This is a genomic window from Streptomyces sp. AC550_RSS872, from assembly GCF_019049285.1.
Classification (GTDB): domain Bacteria; phylum Actinomycetota; class Actinomycetes; order Streptomycetales; family Streptomycetaceae; genus Streptomyces.
The window spans coordinates 26,953-49,337 of record NZ_JAGMUL010000037.1; the positions used below are offsets into that span (position 1 = coordinate 26,953).

Annotated in this window: 14 protein-coding genes and 5 tRNA genes; 11 read left to right on the forward strand and 8 right to left on the reverse strand. The window is 70.4% G+C overall.

Features of this window, described 5'->3' with window-relative positions; translation table 11 throughout:
- Window positions 1-166: 166 nt before the first annotated feature.
- Together KUM44_RS17340 and KUM44_RS17345 are read left to right on the forward strand one after the other, a co-directional pair.
- On the forward strand, window positions 167-331 hold the full coding sequence (locus KUM44_RS17340) for a hypothetical protein (protein WP_217208803.1): 165 nt from the start codon (window positions 167-169) through the stop codon (window positions 329-331).
- A 147-nt stretch (window positions 332-478) separates the two neighbouring features.
- Entirely contained in the window at window positions 479-2,983 is a 2,505-nt protein-coding gene (locus KUM44_RS17345; protein WP_217208804.1) for a tetratricopeptide repeat protein, read from the forward strand.
- Between the two features lie 181 nt (window positions 2,984-3,164).
- Here the strand turns inward: KUM44_RS17345 and KUM44_RS17350 are convergent.
- The 5 genes from KUM44_RS17350 to KUM44_RS17370 all read right to left on the reverse strand — a co-directional run bounded on the left by KUM44_RS17350 (window position 3,165) and on the right by KUM44_RS17370 (window position 10,219).
- A tRNA-Lys gene (locus KUM44_RS17350) sits at window positions 3,165-3,237 on the reverse strand.
- Window positions 3,238-3,470: 233 nt separating this feature from the next.
- Window positions 3,471-6,590, reverse strand: a complete 3,120-nt coding sequence (locus tag KUM44_RS17355; protein ID WP_254389647.1) for a VCBS repeat-containing protein — start codon at window positions 6,588-6,590, stop codon at window positions 3,471-3,473.
- 223 nt (window positions 6,591-6,813) lie between these two features.
- Window positions 6,814-8,967, reverse strand: a complete 2,154-nt coding sequence (locus KUM44_RS17360) for a DEAD/DEAH box helicase (protein ID WP_217208806.1) — start codon at window positions 8,965-8,967, stop codon at window positions 6,814-6,816.
- Between the two features lie 252 nt (window positions 8,968-9,219).
- A complete protein-coding gene (locus KUM44_RS17365) occupies window positions 9,220-9,759 on the reverse strand; it encodes a hypothetical protein (protein ID WP_217208807.1) in 540 nt (179 codons plus the stop codon).
- Between the two features lie 109 nt (window positions 9,760-9,868).
- Window positions 9,869-10,219 carry a metallopeptidase family protein gene (locus KUM44_RS17370; protein ID WP_217208808.1) on the reverse strand — a complete coding sequence of 117 codons (351 nt, stop codon included), beginning with the start codon at window positions 10,217-10,219 and terminating at the stop codon, window positions 9,869-9,871.
- 84 nt (window positions 10,220-10,303) lie between these two features.
- Here KUM44_RS17370 and KUM44_RS17375 point away from each other — a divergent pair, with 84 nt between their 5' ends.
- The 7 genes from KUM44_RS17375 to KUM44_RS17405 all read left to right on the forward strand — a co-directional run bounded on the left by KUM44_RS17375 (window position 10,304) and on the right by KUM44_RS17405 (window position 17,167).
- Window positions 10,304-11,875, forward strand: a complete 1,572-nt coding sequence (locus KUM44_RS17375) for a metallophosphoesterase (protein ID WP_217208809.1) — start codon at window positions 10,304-10,306, stop codon at window positions 11,873-11,875.
- Window positions 11,876-11,955: 80 nt separating this feature from the next.
- Window positions 11,956-12,028: transfer RNA gene (locus tag KUM44_RS17380), tRNA-Glu, on the forward strand.
- 37 nt (window positions 12,029-12,065) lie between these two features.
- Window positions 12,066-12,140, forward strand: a tRNA-Asp gene (locus KUM44_RS17385).
- A 22-nt stretch (window positions 12,141-12,162) separates the two neighbouring features.
- A tRNA-Phe gene (locus tag KUM44_RS17390) sits at window positions 12,163-12,236 on the forward strand.
- Between the two features lie 130 nt (window positions 12,237-12,366).
- Complete coding sequence (gene hrpA, locus KUM44_RS17395; protein ID WP_217208810.1) at window positions 12,367-16,311, forward strand: ATP-dependent RNA helicase HrpA; 3,945 nt, start codon at window positions 12,367-12,369, stop codon at window positions 16,309-16,311.
- 94 nt (window positions 16,312-16,405) lie between these two features.
- A tRNA-Asp gene (locus KUM44_RS17400) sits at window positions 16,406-16,480 on the forward strand.
- Window positions 16,481-16,951: 471 nt separating this feature from the next.
- A complete protein-coding gene (locus KUM44_RS17405) occupies window positions 16,952-17,167 on the forward strand; it encodes a DUF6274 family protein (RefSeq protein WP_217208811.1) in 216 nt (71 codons plus the stop codon).
- A 516-nt stretch (window positions 17,168-17,683) separates the two neighbouring features.
- Here KUM44_RS17405 and bldC read toward each other — a convergent pair.
- Window positions 17,684-17,890: a developmental transcriptional regulator BldC gene (gene bldC / locus KUM44_RS17410; protein WP_003949541.1), complete on the reverse strand. Its 207-nt coding sequence runs from the start codon at window positions 17,888-17,890 to the stop codon at window positions 17,684-17,686.
- 577 nt (window positions 17,891-18,467) lie between these two features.
- Window positions 18,468-19,310, reverse strand: coding sequence for a hypothetical protein (locus tag KUM44_RS17415; RefSeq protein WP_217208812.1), 843 nt, complete (start codon window positions 19,308-19,310; stop codon window positions 18,468-18,470).
- A 220-nt stretch (window positions 19,311-19,530) separates the two neighbouring features.
- Between KUM44_RS17415 and KUM44_RS17420 the strand changes: the two genes are divergently transcribed.
- Both KUM44_RS17420 and KUM44_RS17425 read left to right on the forward strand, forming a co-directional pair.
- Window positions 19,531-20,619: a Glu/Leu/Phe/Val dehydrogenase dimerization domain-containing protein gene (locus KUM44_RS17420; protein ID WP_217208814.1), complete on the forward strand. Its 1,089-nt coding sequence runs from the start codon at window positions 19,531-19,533 to the stop codon at window positions 20,617-20,619.
- Between the two features lie 318 nt (window positions 20,620-20,937).
- Window positions 20,938-21,189: a DUF3073 domain-containing protein gene (locus tag KUM44_RS17425; RefSeq protein ID WP_217208815.1), complete on the forward strand. Its 252-nt coding sequence runs from the start codon at window positions 20,938-20,940 to the stop codon at window positions 21,187-21,189.
- Between the two features lie 85 nt (window positions 21,190-21,274).
- Here the strand turns inward: KUM44_RS17425 and purM are convergent, their stop codons facing one another.
- Window positions 21,275-22,342 (reverse strand): phosphoribosylformylglycinamidine cyclo-ligase, encoded by a 1,068-nt coding sequence (gene purM / locus KUM44_RS17430; RefSeq protein WP_217208817.1) that lies wholly within the window; start codon window positions 22,340-22,342, stop codon window positions 21,275-21,277.
- Between the last annotated feature and the right edge of the window lie 43 nt (window positions 22,343-22,385).

Here is a 22,385-nt window from a genome sequence, read left to right on the forward strand (position 1 = left end):
TCGTGCGGTGGCCAGCTCCGCGGCTGGGTCGCCGGGGCTTCGGCCCGGTGAAGCCGTGAGCCCTGGGCCGCGGCCCAGGGCTCAGCCCTCTACGCCCTTGCGGCTCTGTCAGTAGCCGCTGGAGTCGTACGAGCCGGACGAGCCGGACGAGTCCGATGAACTCGACGTGTCGTACGAGCTGGACGAGATGGACGACGAGTCCGGTGAGCTTGTCGAGCTGGACGAGCGGGACGAGTCAGTTGAGCTCGTTGAGCGGGACACCTGCTGTTGCCAGGTCCTCTCCCGCTCGCGCCGCTTCCGCTCGGACTCCTCCCGCGCTGCCTGTTCATAGTCCGAGGACATGACACAACCTCCGCTCATTGACGACCCGGTTGGTTCCTGTGACATCTTCTGGCCAGGCCGCCGCCGTCCTGCCGCTTCCCGGTCAAAGTCGGTCACGCGGGGTCGGGGCCCGGCTCTGCCGGGGTAGGGGACGGGGATGACCTCGATGGAACCACCGCAGCAGCCCGAGCCGGACGGCCTCCGCAGCCTGGACGAACTGGCCGCGCGGCTAGGGGAGTTGCGGACCTGGGCCGGCCTGTCGGTGCGGGAGGTGCACCGCCGCGTAGCGCGTGCCCGCCGGGCGCGTGGCGTTCCCGAGGAGCCGAGTTACGACACCGTCCACCGTTGCTTCCGGCTCGGCCGGACCCGGCTGAACGCGGACCTGTTGGCGGAGATCGCCCAGGTGCTGGGCGCCGAGGGCGCGCGATGGCGGCGGGCGCACGCCCGGGTCGTCGGCGACGCGACCGAGGCGGCGGTCGTCACCGTCCTCGACGCGCCGCCCGCCGACCTCCCGGCGTTCACGGGGCGGCGAGGCGAGCTGGCCACGCTGCTCGCCGCGCGAGCGCCCGCGGTCTCGGTCATCGAGGGCATGGCCGGGGTGGGCAAGACCACGCTCGCCGTCCACGCCGCCCACCGGCTACGCCGGCTGCGCCGCGTCGACACGGTTCTCTGGGTAGACCTCCGTGGCTACGCGCCGGGCATGGCCCCAGCCGATCCGGCCGCCGTGCTCGACGGGTTCCTGCGGCTGCTCGGCATGTCCCCCGACCGCATCCGCCTGCTCGATCTGCCCGGCCGCGCCCGGGAGTTCCGCGCGCGGCTGGCGGGCCGGCGAGCGCTGATCGGTCTCGATAACGCCATCTCGGCCGAGCAGGTCCACCCACTGCTACCGGGCCCGGACGCCCCGGCATGCCCGGCGCTGGTCACCACCCGCCGCCGCATCACCGGGCTGCCCGAGGCCCGGCGGCTGCCGCTGGAGGCGTTCACGCCGGCCGAGTCGATGGAACTGCTGCGCCGGGCCATGGGCAACGGCCCCGTCGACGACCCCGAAACGGCCGGGCGGATCGCCGCCTCGGTCGGCCACCTGCCGCTGGCCCTGGGCGTGGTGGCCGGCCGGATCAGCCGCGGCGGCAGCGGCTGGACCCTGACCGACCACCTCGAACGCCTTAACGACCACCGCGCCCGGCTCACCGTTGACGACGGCGTCGAGCTCGCGCTCCGTCTCTCCTACGAGCAGCTTGACCCCCCGCACCGCCGTCTGTTCCGGCTGCTGGCCCTGCACCCCGGACCCACCGTCGACGCCTACGCCGCCGCCGCGCTGGCCGGCGACGACCTGGCCACCGCGCGCGACGGCCTCGACGCCCTCTTCCGCGCCAGCCTGCTCCGCCAACCAGACCTGGGCCGTTATGAGTTTCACGACCTGGTGCACGTCTACGCCGCGAGCCGGTCCCATGACGAGGACCCGGCCCGCGCCCGGCGGGCCGCGCTCTCCCGGCTGCTCGACCACCACCGGTACGCGGCGTCGCTGGCGATGGACCACTTCGCTCCGCATGAGCGCCGGCGGCGCCCATCCGCCGGTACCTCCGGCACGCCCGCCCCGGAACTGGCCGGCTGGGAAGAGGCGACCGCCTGGCTCAACGCCGAACGGGCCGGCCTGATCGCCACCGCCGTCCACGCCGCCGGCCACCCCGAGACGCACGACCGGCCGGACCACTGCGGCCACATGTCCGCCATCCTCTCCCGCTACCTCGGCATCGGCGGCCACTACCGCGAGGCCGAGGCGCTGCACGCCCACGGCGCTCGCACGTCCTCCGACCCCGGCACCCGTGGCTGGGCGCTGGCGGGCCTGGGAACGACCCGCTGGCGCCTGGGCCGCTACCCCGAGACCGCCGACGCGCTCCGCCAGGCCCTGGCCGCCTTCCGCGGCGCGGGCGATCTGGCCGGCCAGGGGTGGGCGCTGGGGAACCTCGGCCACGTGCACCGGCACCTGGGCGAGGTCGACGCGGCCCGCACGTGCTTCGAGGACGCGGGGGCCGTCGCCCTCGCCCTGGTCAGGGGCGGCGTCGAGGCGGCCCCACGCGGCGTGATGTACGAGCCGCTGGGACGCTATCCGGAGACCTACACGGCCGCCGAGGAGGCCGTGACCATGGGCAAGCAGGTGCTGGCCCTGGCCCGTGCTTTCGGCGACCGCGTCAGCGAGGCCAACGTGCTGGTCAGCCTGGGCGCGGTCCACCGCGAGGCCGGGAACCGTCCGGAGGCCCTGGAACACCTTCTGCATGCCCTGGAGATCATGCGCGAGACCGGCAACCGCTTCGCGGAGGTCGACGTGCTCGTCGAACTCGGCGCGACGCTGCGCGAGTTCAACGCCCCGCTCAAGGCGCGGCAACGCTGCGAGGAGGCCGCCGCGCTCGCCGCCCGGCTCTGCGACCGCTACCAGCAGGCACGCGCCCACGACGGGATCGCGCACTGCCACGCCCTGCTCGACGACCCGGAGGCCGCCCGCACACACTGGCAGGAAGCGCACCGCCTCTTCACCGAGCTGGGAGCCCCCGAGGCCGACGACGTCGCGGCCCGTGCTGCGCGATGCGCCGGCCGACGGGATTCGCCCCAGCGGGGGCGAGAAGGCAGCGAAGCCGATCCCCCGGTCGCGTCCGGCAGCTGCTGATTCGTCCGTCCAAGCGGCAACCCGATCCGCAGGCCGCGCGCACATCCGCTCACGCATCGCTCAGGCATCGCTCAGGCATCGCTCACGCAGTGGCTCGAAAACGAGGCAGCGCCCGACCCGACCGAAGCCGACCCAGGCGCTGCGTAGCAGGTCAGAGGGCATATCCCCCGCCCGCCACCGGTAGGCCCTGTGGGACTCGAACCCACAACCAATGGATTAAAAGTCCACTGCTCTGCCAATTGAGCTAAGGGCCCAGGCGATGTTGCCACCCCGAGCATAGCCGCACGCGGCCGAGACTCCGATCGGGTATCGGGGTCACGGCCACGTCAGCGGGGCGGAGGGCGGCGGAATGAGCCCTCTCCGGGCTCGCTCGCGCCGAAACGCTACGGAGCCCGCCATCTGTCATGCCCCCAGCAATTCCTGTCATGTCCCCAGCGATTCCCTCACCGGGGACGTGACATGCGTCACAGCTTGGCCAAAAGTGCCGCTAGAAAATGCCCTTGTAGACCTGCCACCCACTCGCGATCTTCACCCGGGCCCCGAACGACCCCTTCCCGTCACCGCTGTTGCGCCACACGTTGCCGCTGCCGTCCCGGGAGACGAGGTCCGCCCTGCCGTCTCCCGTGATGTCCCCGGTGCCGACGATGACGTTGTATCCCGAGCCCCAGCCGGAGAACACCTTCACCCGGTCCTTCAACAGCCCGTTGCCCAGGCCGTTGTAGCGCCACAGCGTCCCGGCCTTGTCGCGGGCCAGGAGATCCCCGTGACCGTCGCCGTTCAGGTCCCCGGCACCCACGATCTTCGTGTAGCCGCTCCACGCCGAACGGATCTTCTTCCCCGCCGCCAGCGTCCCGTCGCTCTTCGCCGCGAACAGGTAGATGTCCCCGGTCGACGCCTTGCGCGCCAGCAGGTCGGCCCGCTTGTCGCCGGTCAGGTCGCCCGGCGAGGTGAGCACGTTGTAGGCGTTCCAGCCGGTGCCGAGCTTCGTGTACGACGCCGAAGGCGTCGGCGCCAGGCCGCACTTGGCCTTGTAGCCACGCAGCGAGCCGTCACTCATCCGCACCAGCACGTCATTGCACCGGTCGCCGTTGAGGTCTCCGAAGGGCACCGCGACGGTCTTCGCCGACCAGCCGCCCCCCGAGACCTTCCCGGAGAACGTGCCCTTGCCCGTGCCCTGCTGGAAGGTCAGCGCGCCCGAGGAGTTGAGGGTGAGCAGGTCACCGACGCCGTCCGGCAGGCCCGCCGTGCCGACGTGGTCCCGGCGGACCGCGTCGCCCCTCACCAGCCGGACGGTGCCGCGCACCTGGAGCGGGGCGCCGACGCCGTCGGCCGGGGTGACGGTCAGGGTCCAGTCGTAGGAACCGTTCGGCACGAAGGCGTCCCCGGTCCTCGTGGGGTCGTCGCCGTGCCAGCCGACGGCCAGCTCGCCGCGCGCCGCCGTGCCGTCCCTACCGTCGGTGTAGACCTTGCCGGTCGCGCGGTTGCGGACGGTCAGGTCCCAGCCGGAGGAGGGCTTGGACAGCAGCACGGTGGTGAGGGTGTCCGGCACGGTGTCGCTCGTGCGGGCCGTGACGGTCGCCGTGTTCTGCGCGGGACCCAGCAGGCGGAGCGGCTGCTGTGCGACCCCGGACGGGACCAGGTGCACCCGCTCCTGGTCGTCCACGTAGGCCGCGTTCGCGCCGGCCTCGTCGACCGTCCAGCGCACGTCCCGCTGCGAGACCCCGGTGTCGGGCAGGTCCCCGATGACCCGGCTCACGGCCGTCCCGTCGGCGACCGTGGTGAGCGTCAGCTTCCCGGCCTGCCGGTCGTGCGTGACGACGAACCCGTCCCCGAGCTTGGCCTCACCGGTCGGCACGGCCACGGACGTCTTCGCCGTACGGTCGTAGACCCCGGCCTTGTCACCGCACGTCCAGTACAGGTACCGCCCGAGCGCCTGGAGTTCGGTCGGCGCACAGCCGGAGGCGAGCGTCACCGTCTCGGTGGTCTTCTTCGTCGTCAGGTGGTACGCGGTGACCGTGCCGGAGGCCGCGCCCGCCGTCCACAGGGTGTCGCCGGAGAGGGCGGCGGGGCCCCGCGTGGCGTACGGCGCCGCATGGTCGCCGATCTTGTAGGCGTATGTGGTGCCGGGCGTCGCGTAGAGGACGTACCGCCCCGACACGTCGAGGATGCGCCCGTCGACGGGCACGCCCCGCTCCCACAGGCCCGCGCCGGTGGGGCCGTTGACGCGCAGGACGTTGGTCTCCGAGCCGTACTCCATCCAGGCGATCCGCCCGTCGGCCGTACCGAAGACCTGCGAGCACGCCACATCGGTCACCGGGCAGGTGCCGATCACCCCGGCGGTGCTGGGCGTGAACGAGGAGCGCTCGCCGAAGGCGGGGGCGCCGGTGGCGGCGACGGTCCGCAGATAGTCGTTGCGCTGCGTGCTGCCGCCGGTGTCGGTGACGACCAGGCGCCCCTGTTCCAGGGAGATGCCCTGGATCGGAGCGGGCGGCTTGGGGAGCGCCCTGGCCTGCGTGACGACCGGCTTGCCCGACGCGTCGGCGTGGATGCGCTGAATACCCCAGTCATCGGCGGCGGTACGGCCGATGGAGACGGCGGTGCCGTCCGACACGGCGGCGACCTCGCCGCGTGACGAGGTGAGCAGGGTCACCTCGTCACCGCCCGCGATCGGCTTGGCCGTGATCTGGGCGCTCCCGGTGGGCTGGTGCACCAGCCAGTCGCCGACGACGGCCAGTTCGTCGACGTAGTTGGCGCTGGGGCTCCCGGCGAGGCCCACCTCCACCGGGGCGGCCCCCAGGTCGGCGCGGGGCATCACCAGCACCTTGGTGTTCAACGCCCTGCTGTAGACGGCGACATGGTCCGCCGAGAGCTTGACGTAGCCGTAGGCGAGGGAGGGCAGCGGCCGGGTCCAGTTCTGGACGCGGCCCGTGGCGCGGTCGACGGCGACCATGCGGGCGGCGCCGTCCAGCGTCGCGTTGAAGATCAGGCCCTCGGCGTCGGCGCCGCGCGGCTGCCCCAGCGTCATGCCCGCCGGCGCCCCGCCGACCTCCGTGTCGACGACGGTCCCGTCCTCGCGTACGTCCAGGAGGTGGACGACCCGGGTGACCGTGCCGTCGGCGTTCGTGACGTTGGCGGCCGTGACGACCGTGGTCCCGTAGATCGTGAGCACGGTGTGGCCCGTGGGCAGCTGGAAGGCGCGGGTGGTGCCGTCCGCCGCGTTCCAGAAGTCGATCCGGCCGTCCCACGCACGGTAGGCGAGCACATCGGTGCCGGTGCCCGTCATGCTCGCGGTGCCGGTCGGCATCGGCGCCTCGAAGGACCTGCCGTCGGCGTACCGCGTCCACAGCAGCCGGTAGCTGCCCTCCAGCCGGTGGAAGACGCCCTCGGCGCCGGCCCCGTTCGCACCGGTCGTGGTGTCGGCGGAATGGAGCGTCGCCGCCAGATGGGTGGTCCGCGGGGTCGACGGTACGACCGTCTCCTGCGGCACCTCCGCCGCCGACGCGGCCGGCAGCAGCGGGCTCAGCCCACCCGCGAGCGCGGCGGACGCGGCTACGGCGACGGCAGCGCGTCTCGCTCTCGAACGACGTACGAAGACATGGCGGGCCAAGGCGATCCTCCCCTGAACACGGGAGAGGGAGCGGCGCACTGTTCTCAGATGCCCCCGGCCCCCCGGCCGTCGCATCCCCCTCATAAGTCGGCTGATCTTACAGCTCTTTCCCAGAGGCGAGGAGAGCGTTTCCGACCGGGCCCGCGCACGGGAAAGCGCCGGGCCCCCACCCGGAGAGGTGGGGGCCCGGCGCTCAGTGCCTTACCGGCCTTACCGGCTGACGTCAGCCGTTGCGCTTCCAGCGCGGCTTGTCATCACGGCGCCCGAAGGAACCGGAGGTGCCGGAGGTGCCGGAGGTGCCGCCACGGTGGTCGTCACGACGGCCGTACGGACGCTCGTGCCCGCCGGAGCGGAAGCCCGGACGGTCGTCACGGCGGTCGCGGTTGAAGGGACGGTCGCTGCCACGGTGCCCGCCACGCTCGTCCCGGCGCTCGAAGGAACGCCCGGCCGGACGGTCGTCCCGACGGAACCCACCCCGGTCGTCACGGCGCTCGAAGGAACGGCCGCCACGGTCACGGTCGAAGGAACGCCCACCGCGGTCGTCCCGACGGTCGTCGCGACGGAAGCCGCCACGGTCGTTGTCCCGACGCTCGAACCCACGGTCACCACGGTCACGGTTGAACCCACCGCGGTCGTTGTCCCGACGCTCGAAGGAACGCCCACCGCGGTCGTCCCGACGGTCATCGCGACGGAAGCCGCCACGGTCGTTGTCCCGACGCTCGAACCCACGGTCACCACGGTCACGGTTGAACCCACCGCGGTCGTTGTCCCGACGCTCGAAGGAACGCCCGCCCCGGTCGTCCCGACGGTCATCGCGGCGCTCGTCACGGCGGAAGCCACCACGGTCGTTGTCGCGACGCTCACGACGCTCGTACGCCGGAGCCTCGGCCCGCTCGACGTCCTGCGCCACCGGCTGCTCGGGCACGGCCACCTCGACGGCCTCGACCGCCGCCTGCGCCTCGGCCACCGCGGCCTCCGGGTCCTCACCGCGCTCGCGCGCCGCGCGGGCGACGAGCCGGTCGGACTCCTCGCGCAGCTCCACGGCACGCCGCTGCGCCCGCTCCAGCTGCTTGGTCAGCTGAGCCACCTCACGCTCGGCCTGCTGCGCGGCGTTGCCCGCGGACTCCGCCTGCACCTCGGTCATCGAACGGGCGCCGGTGATCTCGGCGACCTCCGGGTCGAAGGCGGCACCGCCCTGGATGATGTGGCGCGAGGCGTCGACGCCCGCGTCCTCCATCAGCCGGAAGATCTGGCGGCGCTGGTGCGGCAGGGAGAGGGAGACGACCGTGCCGGTACGCCCCGCACGCGCCGTACGACCCGCCCGGTGCAGGTAGTCCTTGTGGTCACCGGCCGGGTCCACGTTCAGCACCAGGTCGATGCCGTCGACGTGGATACCGCGCGCGGCGACATCGGTCGCGACGAGCACATTCACGTACCCGTCCTTGAAGTCGGCCAGCGTCCGCGTCCGCGCGCCCTGCGTCATACCGCCGTGCAGCGCGTCCGACTTCACACCGGCGTCGCGCAGCTGCTCGGCGACACGGTCGGCGCCCAGCTGCGTCCGCACGAAGATGATCGTCCGCCCCTTGCGGGACGCGATGGCCGCCGTCACCGGCGCCTTGTCCTTGGGCTTCACGATCAGGATGTGGTGCGACATGGTCGTCACCGCGCCCTGCGCCGCGTCGACCTCGTGGCTGACCGGGTCGTTCAGGTAGCGCGTGACCAGGGTCTTGATCTCGTTCTCCATCGTGGCGGAGAACAGCATCCGCTGGCCGCCGGCCGGGACCTGGTCGAGCAGCTCGGTGACCTCGGGCAGGAAGCCCAGGTCGGACATCTGGTCGGCCTCGTCGAGGACGGCGACCTCGACGTTGCCCAGGTCGCAGGCGCCGCGGTTGATGAGGTCGCGCAGTCGGCCCGGGGTGGCGACGAGGATGTCGACGCCGCGCTCCAGGGCGTAGATCTGGTTGCCCATCGACGTACCGCCGCAGACGACCTTCATCTTCAGGCCGACCTGGTCGCCGTAGGGCTGGAGCGCGTCCGCGACCTGCATCGCGAGCTCACGGGTCGGGGTGAGGATGATGGCGCGCGGCTTGTGCTTCTCGGTGCGGCCGCCGGACAGGCGGGCCAGCGTCGGCAGACCGAACGACAGGGTCTTGCCGGAGCCGGTGCGGCCACGGCCCAGGATGTCCTTGCCGGCCAGGGCGTCCGGGATGGTCGCGGCCTGGATCGGGAAGGGGACCGTCACGCCGTTCTGCGCGAGCTTGCGGACGACGCCCTCGGGGAGACCGAGGTCCGCGAAGGTCACCTCGGGAGCGTCCTCGACGGCCGCGTTCTCCGCGTCCTCGGGCACGACGACGTGATCAGTACTGGAAATGGACATGCGTATGCGAAACCTTCCGGAGTCTCGTCGGCACGCGCCCGTCAACTCCGTGATTCGCAATACGACCGCCTCAATGCGGTCAGCCACGGCAAGGGAGAGAACGCGCCACACGGCGCGCTCTGCAGTGGCGCCGGGCAAATGGGATCAAACGATCTACCACCATACGCACCCCAGGCCCCCCAAGGCAAACCGACCGTCAACCATGTAGTCAACGTCACGTGCCACCACCCCCTCACCCCCACCGCCCTCACCTCAGGCGGGCGCCCCCGCGGCCGGCGCCGGCTCCCGCTGAGCCAGCTGCGGCCCCGTCTCCTCGTGCGCCGACGACGACGGCTCGGCCACCGTGGGCGTCGGCGACGGGGTCGTCGGCTGCTCGGTCGGCGTCGGCTCCGGATCCGGTGTCCGCGTGGGGGTCGGCTCGGCCGTCCGGGTGGGCCCCGGCCTCTCACTCGTCCCCGGCTCCACCGGCCCGCCCCCCGCGGGCACGGAGGCACTCACCGCGGCGGACGGCGAGGCGGAGGGAGACGCCGGCCCGGCGCTCTTGTCCTTGCCCTTCCCCTCGCCCTTCTTGTCCTTCTCCCGCTTGTCGTCGCCCGCGTGCGCCCCGTACCCGGCCCCGCCGCCCGACACCGCCGACCCACCGTCCGGCTCCTCACCGCCGCGCTGCCCCGCCGAGTGCGACGGCTTCGCGTCCTTGCCACCCCCGTCGTCACCCACACTCATACAGCCGGCGGCAGCGGCGACGGCCATCACCGTGGCGGCCAGACGGACAGGTACGTACAAGGGGCGCACGGGAGCCACCTCCAGGGGCGGGCGAAGAAGTCAACCTGCCCAACTCCCGCCGCCCACAAGAGGACACGCACCCCGAACAAGCCGGACAGCACGCGTCACAGAGGCACTCTCACCCGTACCCGAGCGCATGCAACCGCGCATCGTCGATCCCGAAGTGATGCGCGATCTCATGCACCACCGTCACCTCGGTCTCCTCGACGACCTCCTCGCGCGACTCGCACATCCGCAGCGTCGGCCCCCGGTAGATCGTGATCCGGTCCGGCAGCACCCCGGCGTACCACTCCCCGCGCTCCGTCAGCGGGGTCCCCTCGTACAGCCCGAGCAGCTGGGGGTCGTCCACCGGCGGTTCGTCCTCGACGAACACCGCGACGTTGTCCATCAGCCGCGTCAACTCCGGCGGAATCCGGTCCAGCGCCTCGGCGACCAGTTCCTCGAACTCCTCGCGCGTCATCTCCAGCACAGGCCCATTGTCAGGCACCACAGCTCCGTAAGGAGCAGCCAACGGCCCCGCATATCCACATAGGCACTTGGGCATACGGGACCAATGGCCCGCGTCCCCGCTGCCGTCACCAAGGCCCTCGGTCACCTCCCCGGGGCCCCACGCGCCCTCGCCCGCCGCCACGCCACCCGCCGCCCGGGCCCCACCCCGGAACTCGTCACCCAGCCCCACCCCTGGAAACGCGCCCTCGGCCTGGTCACCGTCGTCCTCCTGGGCGCCTGGCTCGGCCTGCTGGTCGTCGGCAACGTACGCGTCCCGGTCGGCCCGATGGACACGACGATGACCCTGCGCCCCTCCGTCGCCGGCGGCACGAAGATCAACGTCTCCCCCCTCGGCGCCCTCCAGCTGGACAGCCACATCGCCCCCGTCCGCCTGGACGTCAACGTCGACCAACTGGACCCCGCCCGCGCCCAGGCCCTCGTCGACCACCCCGAACGCCTCTCCGGCCTCCAGGACGAGGTCGCCCAGGACGTCACGCACGGCACCCGCGACCTGGCCGTACGCAGCTGCGTCGCCGTCGTCACCGGGGCCACGGCACTCGGCCTGGTGGTCTACCGCCGACCCCGCCGCGCCCTCGCCGCCGGCGGCCTCGCCCTCACCCTCCTGGCGGCCTCCGGCGGTACGGCCTACGCCACCTGGAACCCCGAATCGGTCCTGGAACCGAAGTTCTCCGGCCTGCTGTCCTCAGCCCCGTCCCTGGTCGGCAACGCCCGCAGCATCGTCACCGAATTCGACGTCTATCAAAAGGAGTTGGCCCGCCTGGTCACCAACGTGACCAAGCTCTACGACGCCACCTCCACGCTCCCCGCCTACGCGCCGGACCCCACCACCATCCGCGTCCTGCACGTCTCCGACATCCACCTCAACCCGGCGAGCTGGAAGATCATCGCCTCGCTCGTGGACCAGTACAAGGTCGACGTGATCGTCGACTCCGGCGACACCATGGACCACGGCACGGCCGCCGAGAACGGCTTCCTCGACCCCATCGAGAACCTGGGCGCCCCTTACGTCTGGGTCCGCGGCAACCACGACTCCCGCACCACCCAGGGCTACCTGGAAAACCTCAAGAACGTCCACGTCCTGGACGACGGCGAGGCCCGGACCATCGCCGGCCTGCGCTTCGCCGGCATCGGCGACCCCCAGTTCACCCCCGACCGCTCCCGGGTCCCCGGCGGCGACGCCGCGAACGAACTGGCGGGCGCCCGCCTCGCGACCTCGCTCCGCGACCAGAGGACCGCCGGCACCCCCGTGGACGTGGCCGTCGCCCACGAACCGGTGGCGGCCCGCCAGACCGACGGCGAGGTCCCCCTGGCCCTGGCCGGCCACATCCACCGCCAGGAGACCGAGCTCCTCCCCTCCGGCACCCGCCTGCGCATCGAGGGCTCCACCGGCGGCAGCGGACTGCGCGCCATCGAGGGCAAGCACCCCGACCCCATCCAGACCTCGATCCTCTACTTCGACCGCGACACCCGTCGCCTCCAGGCCTGGGACGAGATCGAACTGGGCGGCCTGGGGCTGACCACCGCGGAGGTGCGGCGCCACCTGGTCGAGGAGAACCAGCCGGGCGCGACGGACTCCCCCAGCCCGTCAAACTCGTCCCCCAGCCCCTCGCCGTAAACCGTTTTGGCGATACCTCCCGCCATCCCATATGCTTCTCACGTCCCCGACGCGCTGAGAAGCGCCCAGGCGGGCCGATAGCCCTCATCGTCTAGCGGCCTAGGACGCCGCCCTTTCAAGGCGGTAGCACGGGTTCGAATCCCGTTGGGGGCACGCAACACCGTGTGCGACACTGTCGTACACATCGCTTGGTCCTGTGGAGCAGTTTGGAGTGCTCGCCACCCTGTCAAGGTGGAGGCCGCGGGTTCAAATCCCGTCAGGACCGCCGAGGCTTGCAGAAGCCTCGTGGCTGGGTAGCTCAGTTGGTACGAGCGACCGCCTGAAAAGCGGTAGGTCGCCGGTTCGATCCCGGCCCCAGCCACCGCAGCCCTACCAGGGCCGACGCCCCCTCCGGGATCTCCTCGAGGGGGCGCTTCGCATGTCGCCCCGCCCACCGCCGGCGGCAAAAGCGTTCGCCATCGATTTCGGTGGGATGAGATCCTGGATCGCGTATGTCTACGCACCCTGCCCCCGCCCTCGGCGCCCTCGCCCCCCGTCTGACCGAGTTGTCCCTGCGTGATGCGCAGCGGCTCGGGCGGCGGCTCGAAGGTGCGCGCAAGATCCGTAAGCCGGAGGCGCGGGCCGCCGTGCTGGCCGAGATCGAGGCGGAGATCGCCAAGGGTGAGGAGCGTATCGCCACGCGGCGCGCCCTTGTGCCTGCCGTCACGTATCCCGAGCAGCTGCCGGTCAGCCAGAAGAAGAGCGACATCGCGGACGCGATCCGTGATCACCAGGTCGTGATCGTCGCCGGTGAGACCGGTTCCGGCAAGACCACACAGATCCCGAAGATCTGTCTCGAGCTCGGACGTGGCGTGCGCGGCATGATCGGGCACACACAGCCCCGGCGTATCGCGGCGCGCACGGTCGCCGAGCGGGTGGCGGAGGAGCTGGACACGCCGCTCGGGGAGTCCGTCGGCTGGAAGGTGCGCTTCACCGACCAGGTGAACCCGGACGCCACCTTCATCAAGCTGATGACGGACGGCATCCTGCTCGCCGAGATCCAGACCGACCGCGAGCTGCGCGCCTACGACACGATCATCATCGACGAGGCCCACGAGCGGTCCCTCAACATCGACTTCCTGCTGGGGTATCTGGCCCAGCTGCTGCCGAAGCGGCCCGACCTCAAGGTCGTCATCACCTCGGCGACCATCGACCCCGAGCGCTTCTCCCGGCACTTCGGTGACGCGCCGATCATCGAGGTCAGCGGGCGGACCTATCCGGTGGAGGTGCGGTACCGGCCGCTCCTCGAAGAGGACTCGGAGGACTCCGACCGGGATCAGATCACCGCGATCTGTGACGCCGTGGAGGAGCTCCAGGGCGAGGGCAAGGGCGACATCCTCGTCTTCCTCTCGGGAGAGCGGGAGATCAGGGACACCGCCGACGCACTCGTGAAGAAGAACTACCGCTTCACCGAGGTCCTGCCCCTGTATGCCCGGCTCTCGCACGCCGAGCAGCACCGCGTGTTCCAGCCCCACACCGGCCGCAGGATCGTTCTGGCCACCAACGTCGCCGAGACGTCGCTGACCGTCCCCGGCATCAAGTACGTCATCGACCCCGGCTTCGCCCGCATCAGCCGCTACAGCCACCGCACCAAGGTCCAGCGGCTGCCCATCGAACCGATCTCCCAGGCCAGCGCCAACCAGCGCAAGGGCCGCTGCGGCCGTACGAGCGACGGTGTCTGCATCCGCCTGTACAGCGAGGACGACTTCCTCGCCCGCCCGGAGTTCACGGACGCCGAGATCCTCCGTACGAATCTCGCCTCCGTCATCCTCCAGATGACCGCGGCCGGCCTCGGCGACATCGAGAAGTTCCCCTTCATCGACCCGCCGGACCACCGCAACATCCGCGACGGCGTCCAGCTCCTCCAGGAGCTCGGCGCGATCGACCCGGCCGAGAAGGACGTACGCAAACGGCTCACGCAGACCGGCCGCAAGCTCGCTCAGCTCCCCGTCGACCCGCGCCTGGCCCGCATGGTCCTGGAGGCGGACAGGAACGGCTGTGTCCGCGAGGTCATGGTCATAGCGGCCGCGCTCTCCATCCAGGACCCGCGCGAGCGCCCGGCCGACAAGCAGGCCCAGGCCGACCAGCAGCACGCCCGGTTCAAGGACGAGACGAGCGATTTCCTCGCGTATCTCAACCTGTGGCGTTACGTCCGCGAACAGCAGCGTGAGCGTGGCTCGTCTTCGTTCCGCCGGATGTGCAAGCAGGAGTATCTGAACTTCCTGCGCATTCGCGAATGGCAGGACATCTACACCCAGCTCCGCACGGTCGCCAAGCAGATGGGCATCCATCTCAACGAGGAGGACGCTCCCGCCGACCGTATCCATCTCTCCCTCCTCGCCGGTCTTCTGTCCCACATCGGGATGAAGGACGTGAAGGACGGCGCGAAGAACGAGTACCTGGGCGCCCGCAGCGCCAAGTTCGCGATCTTCCCTGGCTCGGCCCTGTTCAAGAAGCCCCCGCGCTTCGTGATGTCCGCCGAGCTCGTGGAGACCTCCCGTCTGTGGGCCCGGGTCAACGCGAAGATCGAGCCGGAGTGGGTGGAGCCGCTCGCCGAGCACCTGCTGAAGCGGACGTACAGCGAACCGCACTGGGAGAAGGACCAGGCGGCGGTGATGGCGTACGAGAAGGTGACGCTGTACGGCGTCCCGATCATCGCCCAGCGCAAGGTGAACTACGGGCGTATCGACCCGGAAGTCAGCCGCGAGCTGTTCATCCGCAACGCCCTGGTCGAGGGCGACTGGCGCACCCACCACAAGTTCTTCGCCGACAACCGCAAACTCCTCAGCGAGGTCGAGGAGTTGGAGCACCGGGCCCGGCGCCGGGACATCGTGGTCGACGACGAGACGTTGTTCGACTTCTACGACGAGAAGGTTCCCGAGCACGTCGTCTCCGGTGCGCACTTCGACTCCTGGTGGAAGCACAAGCGGCACGAGCAGCCGGACTTCCTGGACTTCGAGCGCGAGATGCTGATCCGGGAGTCGGCGGAGGCGGTCACCAAGGCGGACTATCCGGACACCTGGCGGCAGGGTGCGCTGAAGTTCCGGGTGACGTACCAGTTCGAGCCGGGCGCGGACGCCGACGGTGTGACCGTCCACATCCCGCTCCAGGTCCTCAACCAGGTCTCGGACGAGGGCTTCGACTGGCAGATCCCGGGCCTGCGGGAGGAACTGGTGACGGAGCTGATCCGTTCCCTCCCGAAGCCGATCCGCCGCAACTACGTGCCGGCGCCGAACTTCGCCAAGAGGTTCCTGGACACGGCGGTCCCGCTCCAGGAACCACTGGCCGTGACCATGGCCCGCGAGCTGAAGCGCATGGTCGGCGTCCCCTTCACCGCGGACGACTTCGACTGGTCGAAGGTCCCGGACCATCTGCGCATCACCTTCCGGATCGTGGACGAACGGCGCCGCAAGCTGGCCGAGGACAAGGACCTGGAGGTGCTGAAGCTCCAGCTGAAGCCGAAGGCGCGCAAGGCCCTCTCCCAGGCCGCCGCGGCCACCGCGTCCCGCCAGGGCGGCGAGTCCCTGGAGCGCACAGGCCTGACCGACTGGACCATCGGCGGCCTCACCCGCGTCTTCGAGACCCGCCGCGCCGGTCAGCCGGTCAAGGCGTACCCGGCGCTGGTGGACGACGGCGACACCGTCTCCGTACGCCTCTTCGACACGGAGGCGGAGCAGCAGCAAGCCATGTGGAAGGGCACACGCCGGCTGATCCTGCGCAACATCCCGGTCAACCCGGCGAAATTCGCGAGCGACCGCCTGACGAACGCCCAGAAGCTGGCCCTGTCCGCCAACCCCCACGGCTCGATCCAGGCCCTCTTCGACGACTGCGCGATGGCCGCGGCGGACAAGCTGATCGGCGACTTCGGCGGACCGGCCTGGGACGAGGAGTCGTACCGGAAGTTGTACGACAAGGTGCGCGCCGAGATCGTCGACACGACGGTCCGTACGGTGGGCCAGGTGCAGCAGGTCCTCGCCGCCTGGCAGGCCGCCGAGCGCCGTCTGAAGGCCGTACGCAGCCCTGCCCTGCTCGCCAACCTCACGGACGTGCGCAAGCAGCTGGACGCCCTGGTGCGGCCCGGCTTCGTGACGACGGCGGGCCTGCGGCGGATGCCCGACCTGATGCGCTATCTGATCGCGGTGGACCGCCGGCTCCAGCAGATGCCGACGAACGTCCAGCGGGACACGACCCGTATGGAGAAGGTCCACGAGATGCAGGACGAGTACGCCTGGCTCCTGGAGCAGATGCCGCAGGGCCGCCCGGTCCCGCAGCAGGTCCTGGACGTCCGCTGGATGCTGGAGGAGCTCCGCGTCAGCTACTTCGCCCACGCGCTCGGCACGGCGTACCCGATCTCCGACAAGCGGATCGTGAAGACGATCGACACGCTGGCGCCGTAACGAGACGTGCACGTTGGGTGAGTTCGACCCCGGGGCTCACCCTCCTGTACAGTCTCTTCTCGCAGCGCAACGCACGAATGGCGCCGCGAAACCTGGTCCTGTGGAGCAGTTTGGAGTGCTCGCCACCCTGTCAAGGTGGAGGCCGCGGGTTCAAATCCCGTCAGGACCGCAGTGAGAACGAGAGGGCTCGCATCCGCGAAGGGTGCGGGCCCTCTCGCCATCCCCGACTCAGCCCATCCACCCTGCCAAGGTGGAGGCCGCGCCCGCGGCGCAGCCGCAACCGGGTACAGCAAATCCCGTCAGGACCGCAGTGAGAACGACAGGGCCCGCATCCGCGAAGGGTGCGGGCCCTCTCGCGTTAAGGCCCGCACCCGATCGAGGGGGCGGGCCTTCTTCATGTCCGGGCCCGGCCCCTCGAACGCCGGCCCGCACCCCCAGCCCGTCCGGCGTTTGAGGACGAGGCCCTTCGGGCCGAAGCGGGGGTCTGGGGGCCGCAGGCCCCCAGGGACGGCCACCCCAGCGCCGGGTGACAGGGACCCGGCGTAACCGGCGGAGCCACCCCGCCACCTTGACGGCGTCACATTCGCTCGGTACCCAGAAGTCAGGGCCCTTCCGGCGTGGCCCCCCTTGGAGGTGGCGTATGGCGGCATCGACTAGGCACGAGACGCGGGCGTTGCTCCGCGCGCACCTGGCGGCCGCCACCTCCTATCGGCATCTCACCCGGCACTGCCCGATCTGCCACCACCTGTTGCGGCTGGCGATGGACTCCGCCCCGCGCAGCGCCCCCCAGGCCGCCCTGGCCCCCGAGGAGGCCGTCGGGGAGGTCGTCGGGGAGGAAACCCCGTCCACAGCGTGACCCGGCGGGACGACTTCCGCCCGGCCCTCACCAAGGTCAACTCCCGTCCTGACATGGGCCGCTGGACACGCATGCCGCTTTAGCGCACGGAGGCCACAGGCAACAAGCACCGCGCGATGTGACGGGTGTCACCGCATGAGTTTCCGGAAGCGCGGTACTTACAACCTGCCTACAACTGGTCAATTTAATATGTGCAATTGCACCAGCTTCTAGGCATCCTCCGGCACACGCTCAGTGACGCCCCAGGGCGGGTCCACAGGAGATCCGGCACTCCTCCCCGGAGTCCGACAAGGCCACGCACAGGACGGCCGGCCGGCACACATCCCTCGCACAAAAAGATCGCGCTGGACTCGGCGGAGTCCAGCGCGATCCACGACGCACCCATGCTGCGTGCCTGAAAAGCTCTGAGGGCTCGGGCGTGGGCCCTGTTGGGGCAGAACCCGCGTCGCTTGGAGCTAGGGTTCGGGCGCCGCGGCCAGTTGGGGGAACTGCCGTTTTGCCCGGTTATGGAGTTGTTCAGGCCTCGCTGCGCTGCTGCGGGATGCCCGCGAGCAGTGCGCGGACCTCAGCCTCGCGGTAACGGCGGTGTCCGCCGAGCGTACGGATGGAAGTAAGCTTCCCGGCCTTCGCCCACCGCGTGACCGTCTTGGGGTCCACGCGGAACATCGTGGCGACCTCAGCCGGGGTCAGCAGCGGCTCGGCATCAGGGGTGCGAGCGGTCATGAGCGGCCTCCTCGGGAGAACCGAACCTTCTCGGTTCTTTCCTCTAAATTCTGCACCTTGACCCGCGTTGCCCGAAATGGTCGACGCGAGTCGAGTCGGTTATAGGACGAACGGCTTGTCCTCGGCACTACAACTACACCATCTGTCCAGCCGCGTCGGCCAAACCGATGGAATTGCCCTCCCAGGTGTTCATCAGCGACGGAAGCCGATGGACCATGCCATAGCGGACAGTCACGCCACTGTGACGATCAGTCACAGTGGCGTGCAGGAGTCCCAAGACCCCCCAAAGCGTGCAATGTCGAGAGGGAGTCCTCCCCGGACTCCTTGTCCTATTTTGGCACGAGGAGGGGTTAGGGGCGCAAGAGCCGCGTACGTGCGGTCCGTCACGCTTACGCGCGTTGAATCATGCTTGACGCATACGCCCGTATCGAGTCCTACGTCCCTTGTTGACGAGACATCAGAAACCTCAGAGCGAGCACGAAACCCCAAATCGGGCGTCTCGTCAAACGCCAGTTCGTTACGTCACACAGTGCGTCAGATCACACGGGCCGCCGTGGCTTGGGTCACACCGGTCGGCTCAGTTCGCCGAACGCCGGTCCCGCACCGACCGCCACCGCTCCACCAGCCGCCCGTAGGCCTCCCCCGCGGCCGCCCCGTCGCCCCGCCTGAGCGCGTCGATGCCGTGCGTCACATCGGCGGCCGAGTGGTCGTCCTCCAGCTCGCCGGCGGACAGGGTGTGCACCAGACCGCCGTAGTCCAGCTCGACCAGGGACCGCGGGTGGAACTCCTCCAGCCAGCGCCCGACGTCCAGCAGGCCGTCGATGAGCGGCCCCTCGTCGATGGCGTCCTTCAGGGTCCGCAGGGCCCGCGCCACGCGCCGCCGCGCCTGCACCATGGGCGTGCGGTAGCGCAGCATCGGGGGGATCTCGCCCGAGCCCTTGTCGAACCGCCGCTCCTCGTCCGACACCAGCACGAACCAGTGCAGCGGCACCTGCCAGGTCGAGGTACGGATCCACGGCCGGGCGTCCGGGTTGCGGGCCAGCCAGCGCTCGTAGTCCTGGGCCGCCTGACGCCGTACGACCTCCGGCAGCACCGCGTCCAGGACCGGCCTCGGCAGCTCGTCACCCAGCTCGCCGAGCGCCTGCCAGCCACGCAGCCGGGTGCGCCACGGGCACACACACAGCACCCCGTCGACCTCCGCCACGAAGGCGTCGCCGCTCTCCTGGACCGGCACCGGGATGGGCGGGGTGGGCAGCAAGTCGGCCAGGGAGCGGCGCAGTTCGACCTGGTACGAGGGGCGGTCGGGGCGGCGGGCGTAGCGGGCCCAGTGGTCGCGTTCCGGTTCGGGGAAGGCGGCCAGTGGCTCGTACACGCGCAGATAGGTCGCGTACGGGACGATCACCGAGGACACCTTGGGCACGCCTGCTCTCTCCCCCGCCGTCTGCCAGGAAAACCCGCGGAACCCGCTCACAAACGTGCGGGAAAACTATGCAAATCGTCGCACGGCTGTACTCCGCGAGTAGGTGATCCTGAGCACTGCGGGATGGACGGGTGCCAACGGGTCTAATCTCATGCTCACAGCCCCCGCCACCCGTACGGGAGCTCGCTCCGATCGCCGCCAGTACTCAGGAGTCACCACAGTGACCGACGTAACACACGGCGTCCTGAACACCCTGTTCCACTCGGACCAGGGGGGTCATGAGCAAGTCGTGCTCTGTCAGGACCGCGCCAGCGGCCTCAAGGCCGTCATCGCCATCCACTCCACCGCCCTGGGCCCCGCCCTCGGCGGTACGCGCTTCTACCCGTACGCGACCGAGGAAGAGGCCGTCGCCGACGCGCTGAACCTCGCGCGCGGGATGTCGTACAAGAACGCCATGGCCGGACTCGATCACGGCGGCGGCAAGGCCGTGATCATCGGGGATCCGGAGAAGATCAAGAGCGAGGAGCTGCTGCTCGCGTACGGCCGGTTCGTGGCCTCCCTTGGCGGCCGCTACGTCACCGCCTGCGACGTCGGTACGTACGTCGCCGACATGGACGTCGTGGCGCGCGAGTGCCGCTGGACGACCGGGCGCTCCCCGGAGAACGGCGGCGCGGGCGACTCCTCCGTGCTCACCGCCTACGGCGTCTACCAGGGCATGCGCGCCTCCGCCCAGCACCAGTGGGGCGACCCGTCGCTGCGCGGCCGCACCGTGGGCATCGCGGGCGTCGGCAAGGTCGGCCACCACTTGGTGGAGCACCTGCGGGCGGAGGGCGCCGAGGTCGTCATCACGGACGTGCGCGAGGAGGCCGTGGGCCGGATCCTCGCGGCGCACCCGACGGGCGTACGGGCCGTCGCCGACACCGCGACCCTGATCCGGGCCGAGAACCTCGACATCTACGCCCCCTGCGCGCTCGGTGGCGCCCTGAACGACGACACCGTGCCGGTGCTGACCGCGAAGGTGGTGTGCGGCGCGGCCAACAACCAGCTCGCCCACCCGGGCGTCGAGAAGGACCTCGCGGACCGGGGCATCCTCTACGCACCCGACTACGTGGTGAACGCCGGCGGTGTCATCCAGGTCGCCGACGAGTTGCACGGCTTCGACTTCGACCGGTGCAAGGCGAAGGCCGCGAAGATCTACGACACCACGCTGGCCATATTCGCACGTGCGAAGACGGACGGGATTCCGCCGGCCGCCGCGGCCGACCGGATCGCCGAGCAGCGGATGGCGGAGGCTCGCGGGGCGCACTGACCCGGCGTGCCGTCCGGCTGAAGATCACCCCAAACAGGGGTTTGGCCGGTACCCGCCGGTGGGCAGTTGGAGAGAACTCTCACTTCTACCGGCGGGTCGACCGCCGATAAGTGGTTAAAATCGCGGTTGACCAGCGAGGACAGGGCACCTCGAAGGTCCTGTGCACACGCGCGTGCTGCGGGCGACGTACCGTATGGGCGCGGGCTCAGGTACCGTGGAAGCCCTACGGACCGGCCTCTCCACGGAGAGTCCGTTCCGGATCATGAACGCGTGTCAGACTCTGGGGCCGTCGAGCCCCGTCGTTGAGGGGGTCGAGCCATGGGGCGCGGCCGGGCCAAGGCCAAGCAGACGAAGGTCGCCCGCCAGCTGAAGTACAACAGCGGTGGGACGGATCTCTCACGCCTGGCTGAGGAGCTGGGCGCATCGCCGTCGAACCAGTCGCCGAATGGCGAGCCGTTCGAAGACGATGAGCAGGATGACGACGACTTGTACTCCCGTTACGCCGACCTCTATGAGGACGACGACGAGGACGAGGACGACGATTCCTCGCAGCAACGTCGCGGAGCTTGACCTTGCATTGAGCACTCACCCGGTCGGTGACCTCGGTCACCGACCGGGTTCTGTGCTGCCTGCGGGGCTTCAGCTCGCGGCGTGTCTAATTTGAATACGTACCGATCAGGGCCGCGCCCGTCTCGTGGTCACCCCGGTCGGTGATCTCGCCGGCGACCCAGGCGTCCACGCCTCGGTCGGCCAGGGTCGCCAGGGCCGCGTCGGTGGACTCTTCCGGGACGATCGCGATCATGCCGACGCCCATGTTCAGGGTCTTCTCCAGCTCCAGGCGCTCGACCTGCCCCGTCTTGCCGACGAGGTCGAAGATCGGGGCCGGGGTCCAGGTGGTGCGGTCGACGATCGCGTGCAGGCCGTCCGGGATCACTCGGGCCAGGTTGGCGGCGAGACCGCCACCCGTGACGTGGCTGAACGCGTGTACGTCCGTCGTGCGGGTGAGGGCCAGACAGTCCAGCGAGTAGATCTTCGTCGGCTCCAGCAGCTCCTCGCCGAGGGTGCGGCCGAGCTCGTCGATCCGCGTGTCCAGGGCGAGGCCGGCCTGGTTCAGCAGCACGTGGCGGACCAGCGAGTACCCGTTGGAGTGAAGGCCGGACGCCGCCATGGCGATCACCGCGTCACCCTTACGGATGCGATCCGGGCCCAGCAGCCGGTCGGCCTCCACGACGCCCGTACCGGCACCGGCGACGTCGAAGTCGTCCTCGCCCAGCAGGCCGGGGTGCTCGGCGGTCTCGCCGCCGACCAGGGCGCAGCCGGCCAGCACACAGCCCTCGGCGATGCCCTTCACGATGGCGGCGACACGCTCGGGGTGGACCTTGCCGACACAGATGTAGTCGGTCATGAACAGCGGCTCGGCGCCGCACACCACGATGTCGTCCATGACCATGGCGACCAGGTCGTGGCCGATGGTGTCGTAGACGCCCAGCTGGCGGGCGATGTCGACCTTGGTGCCGACGCCGTCGGTGGCGGAGGCGAGGAGGGGGCGCTCGTAGCGCTTGAGGGCGGAGGCGTCGAAGAGGCCGGCGAAACCGCCGAGGCCGCCGAGGACCTCGGGGCGCTGGGTCTTCTTCACCCACTCCTTCATCAGCTCGACCGCGCGGTCGCCCGCTTCGATGTCGACGCCCGCGGCTGCGTAGCTGGCACCAGTTGTCTCAGACATGGCAGAAGAGAACCTTCGTGTCGTACGGCAGGCGTTTTTCAAA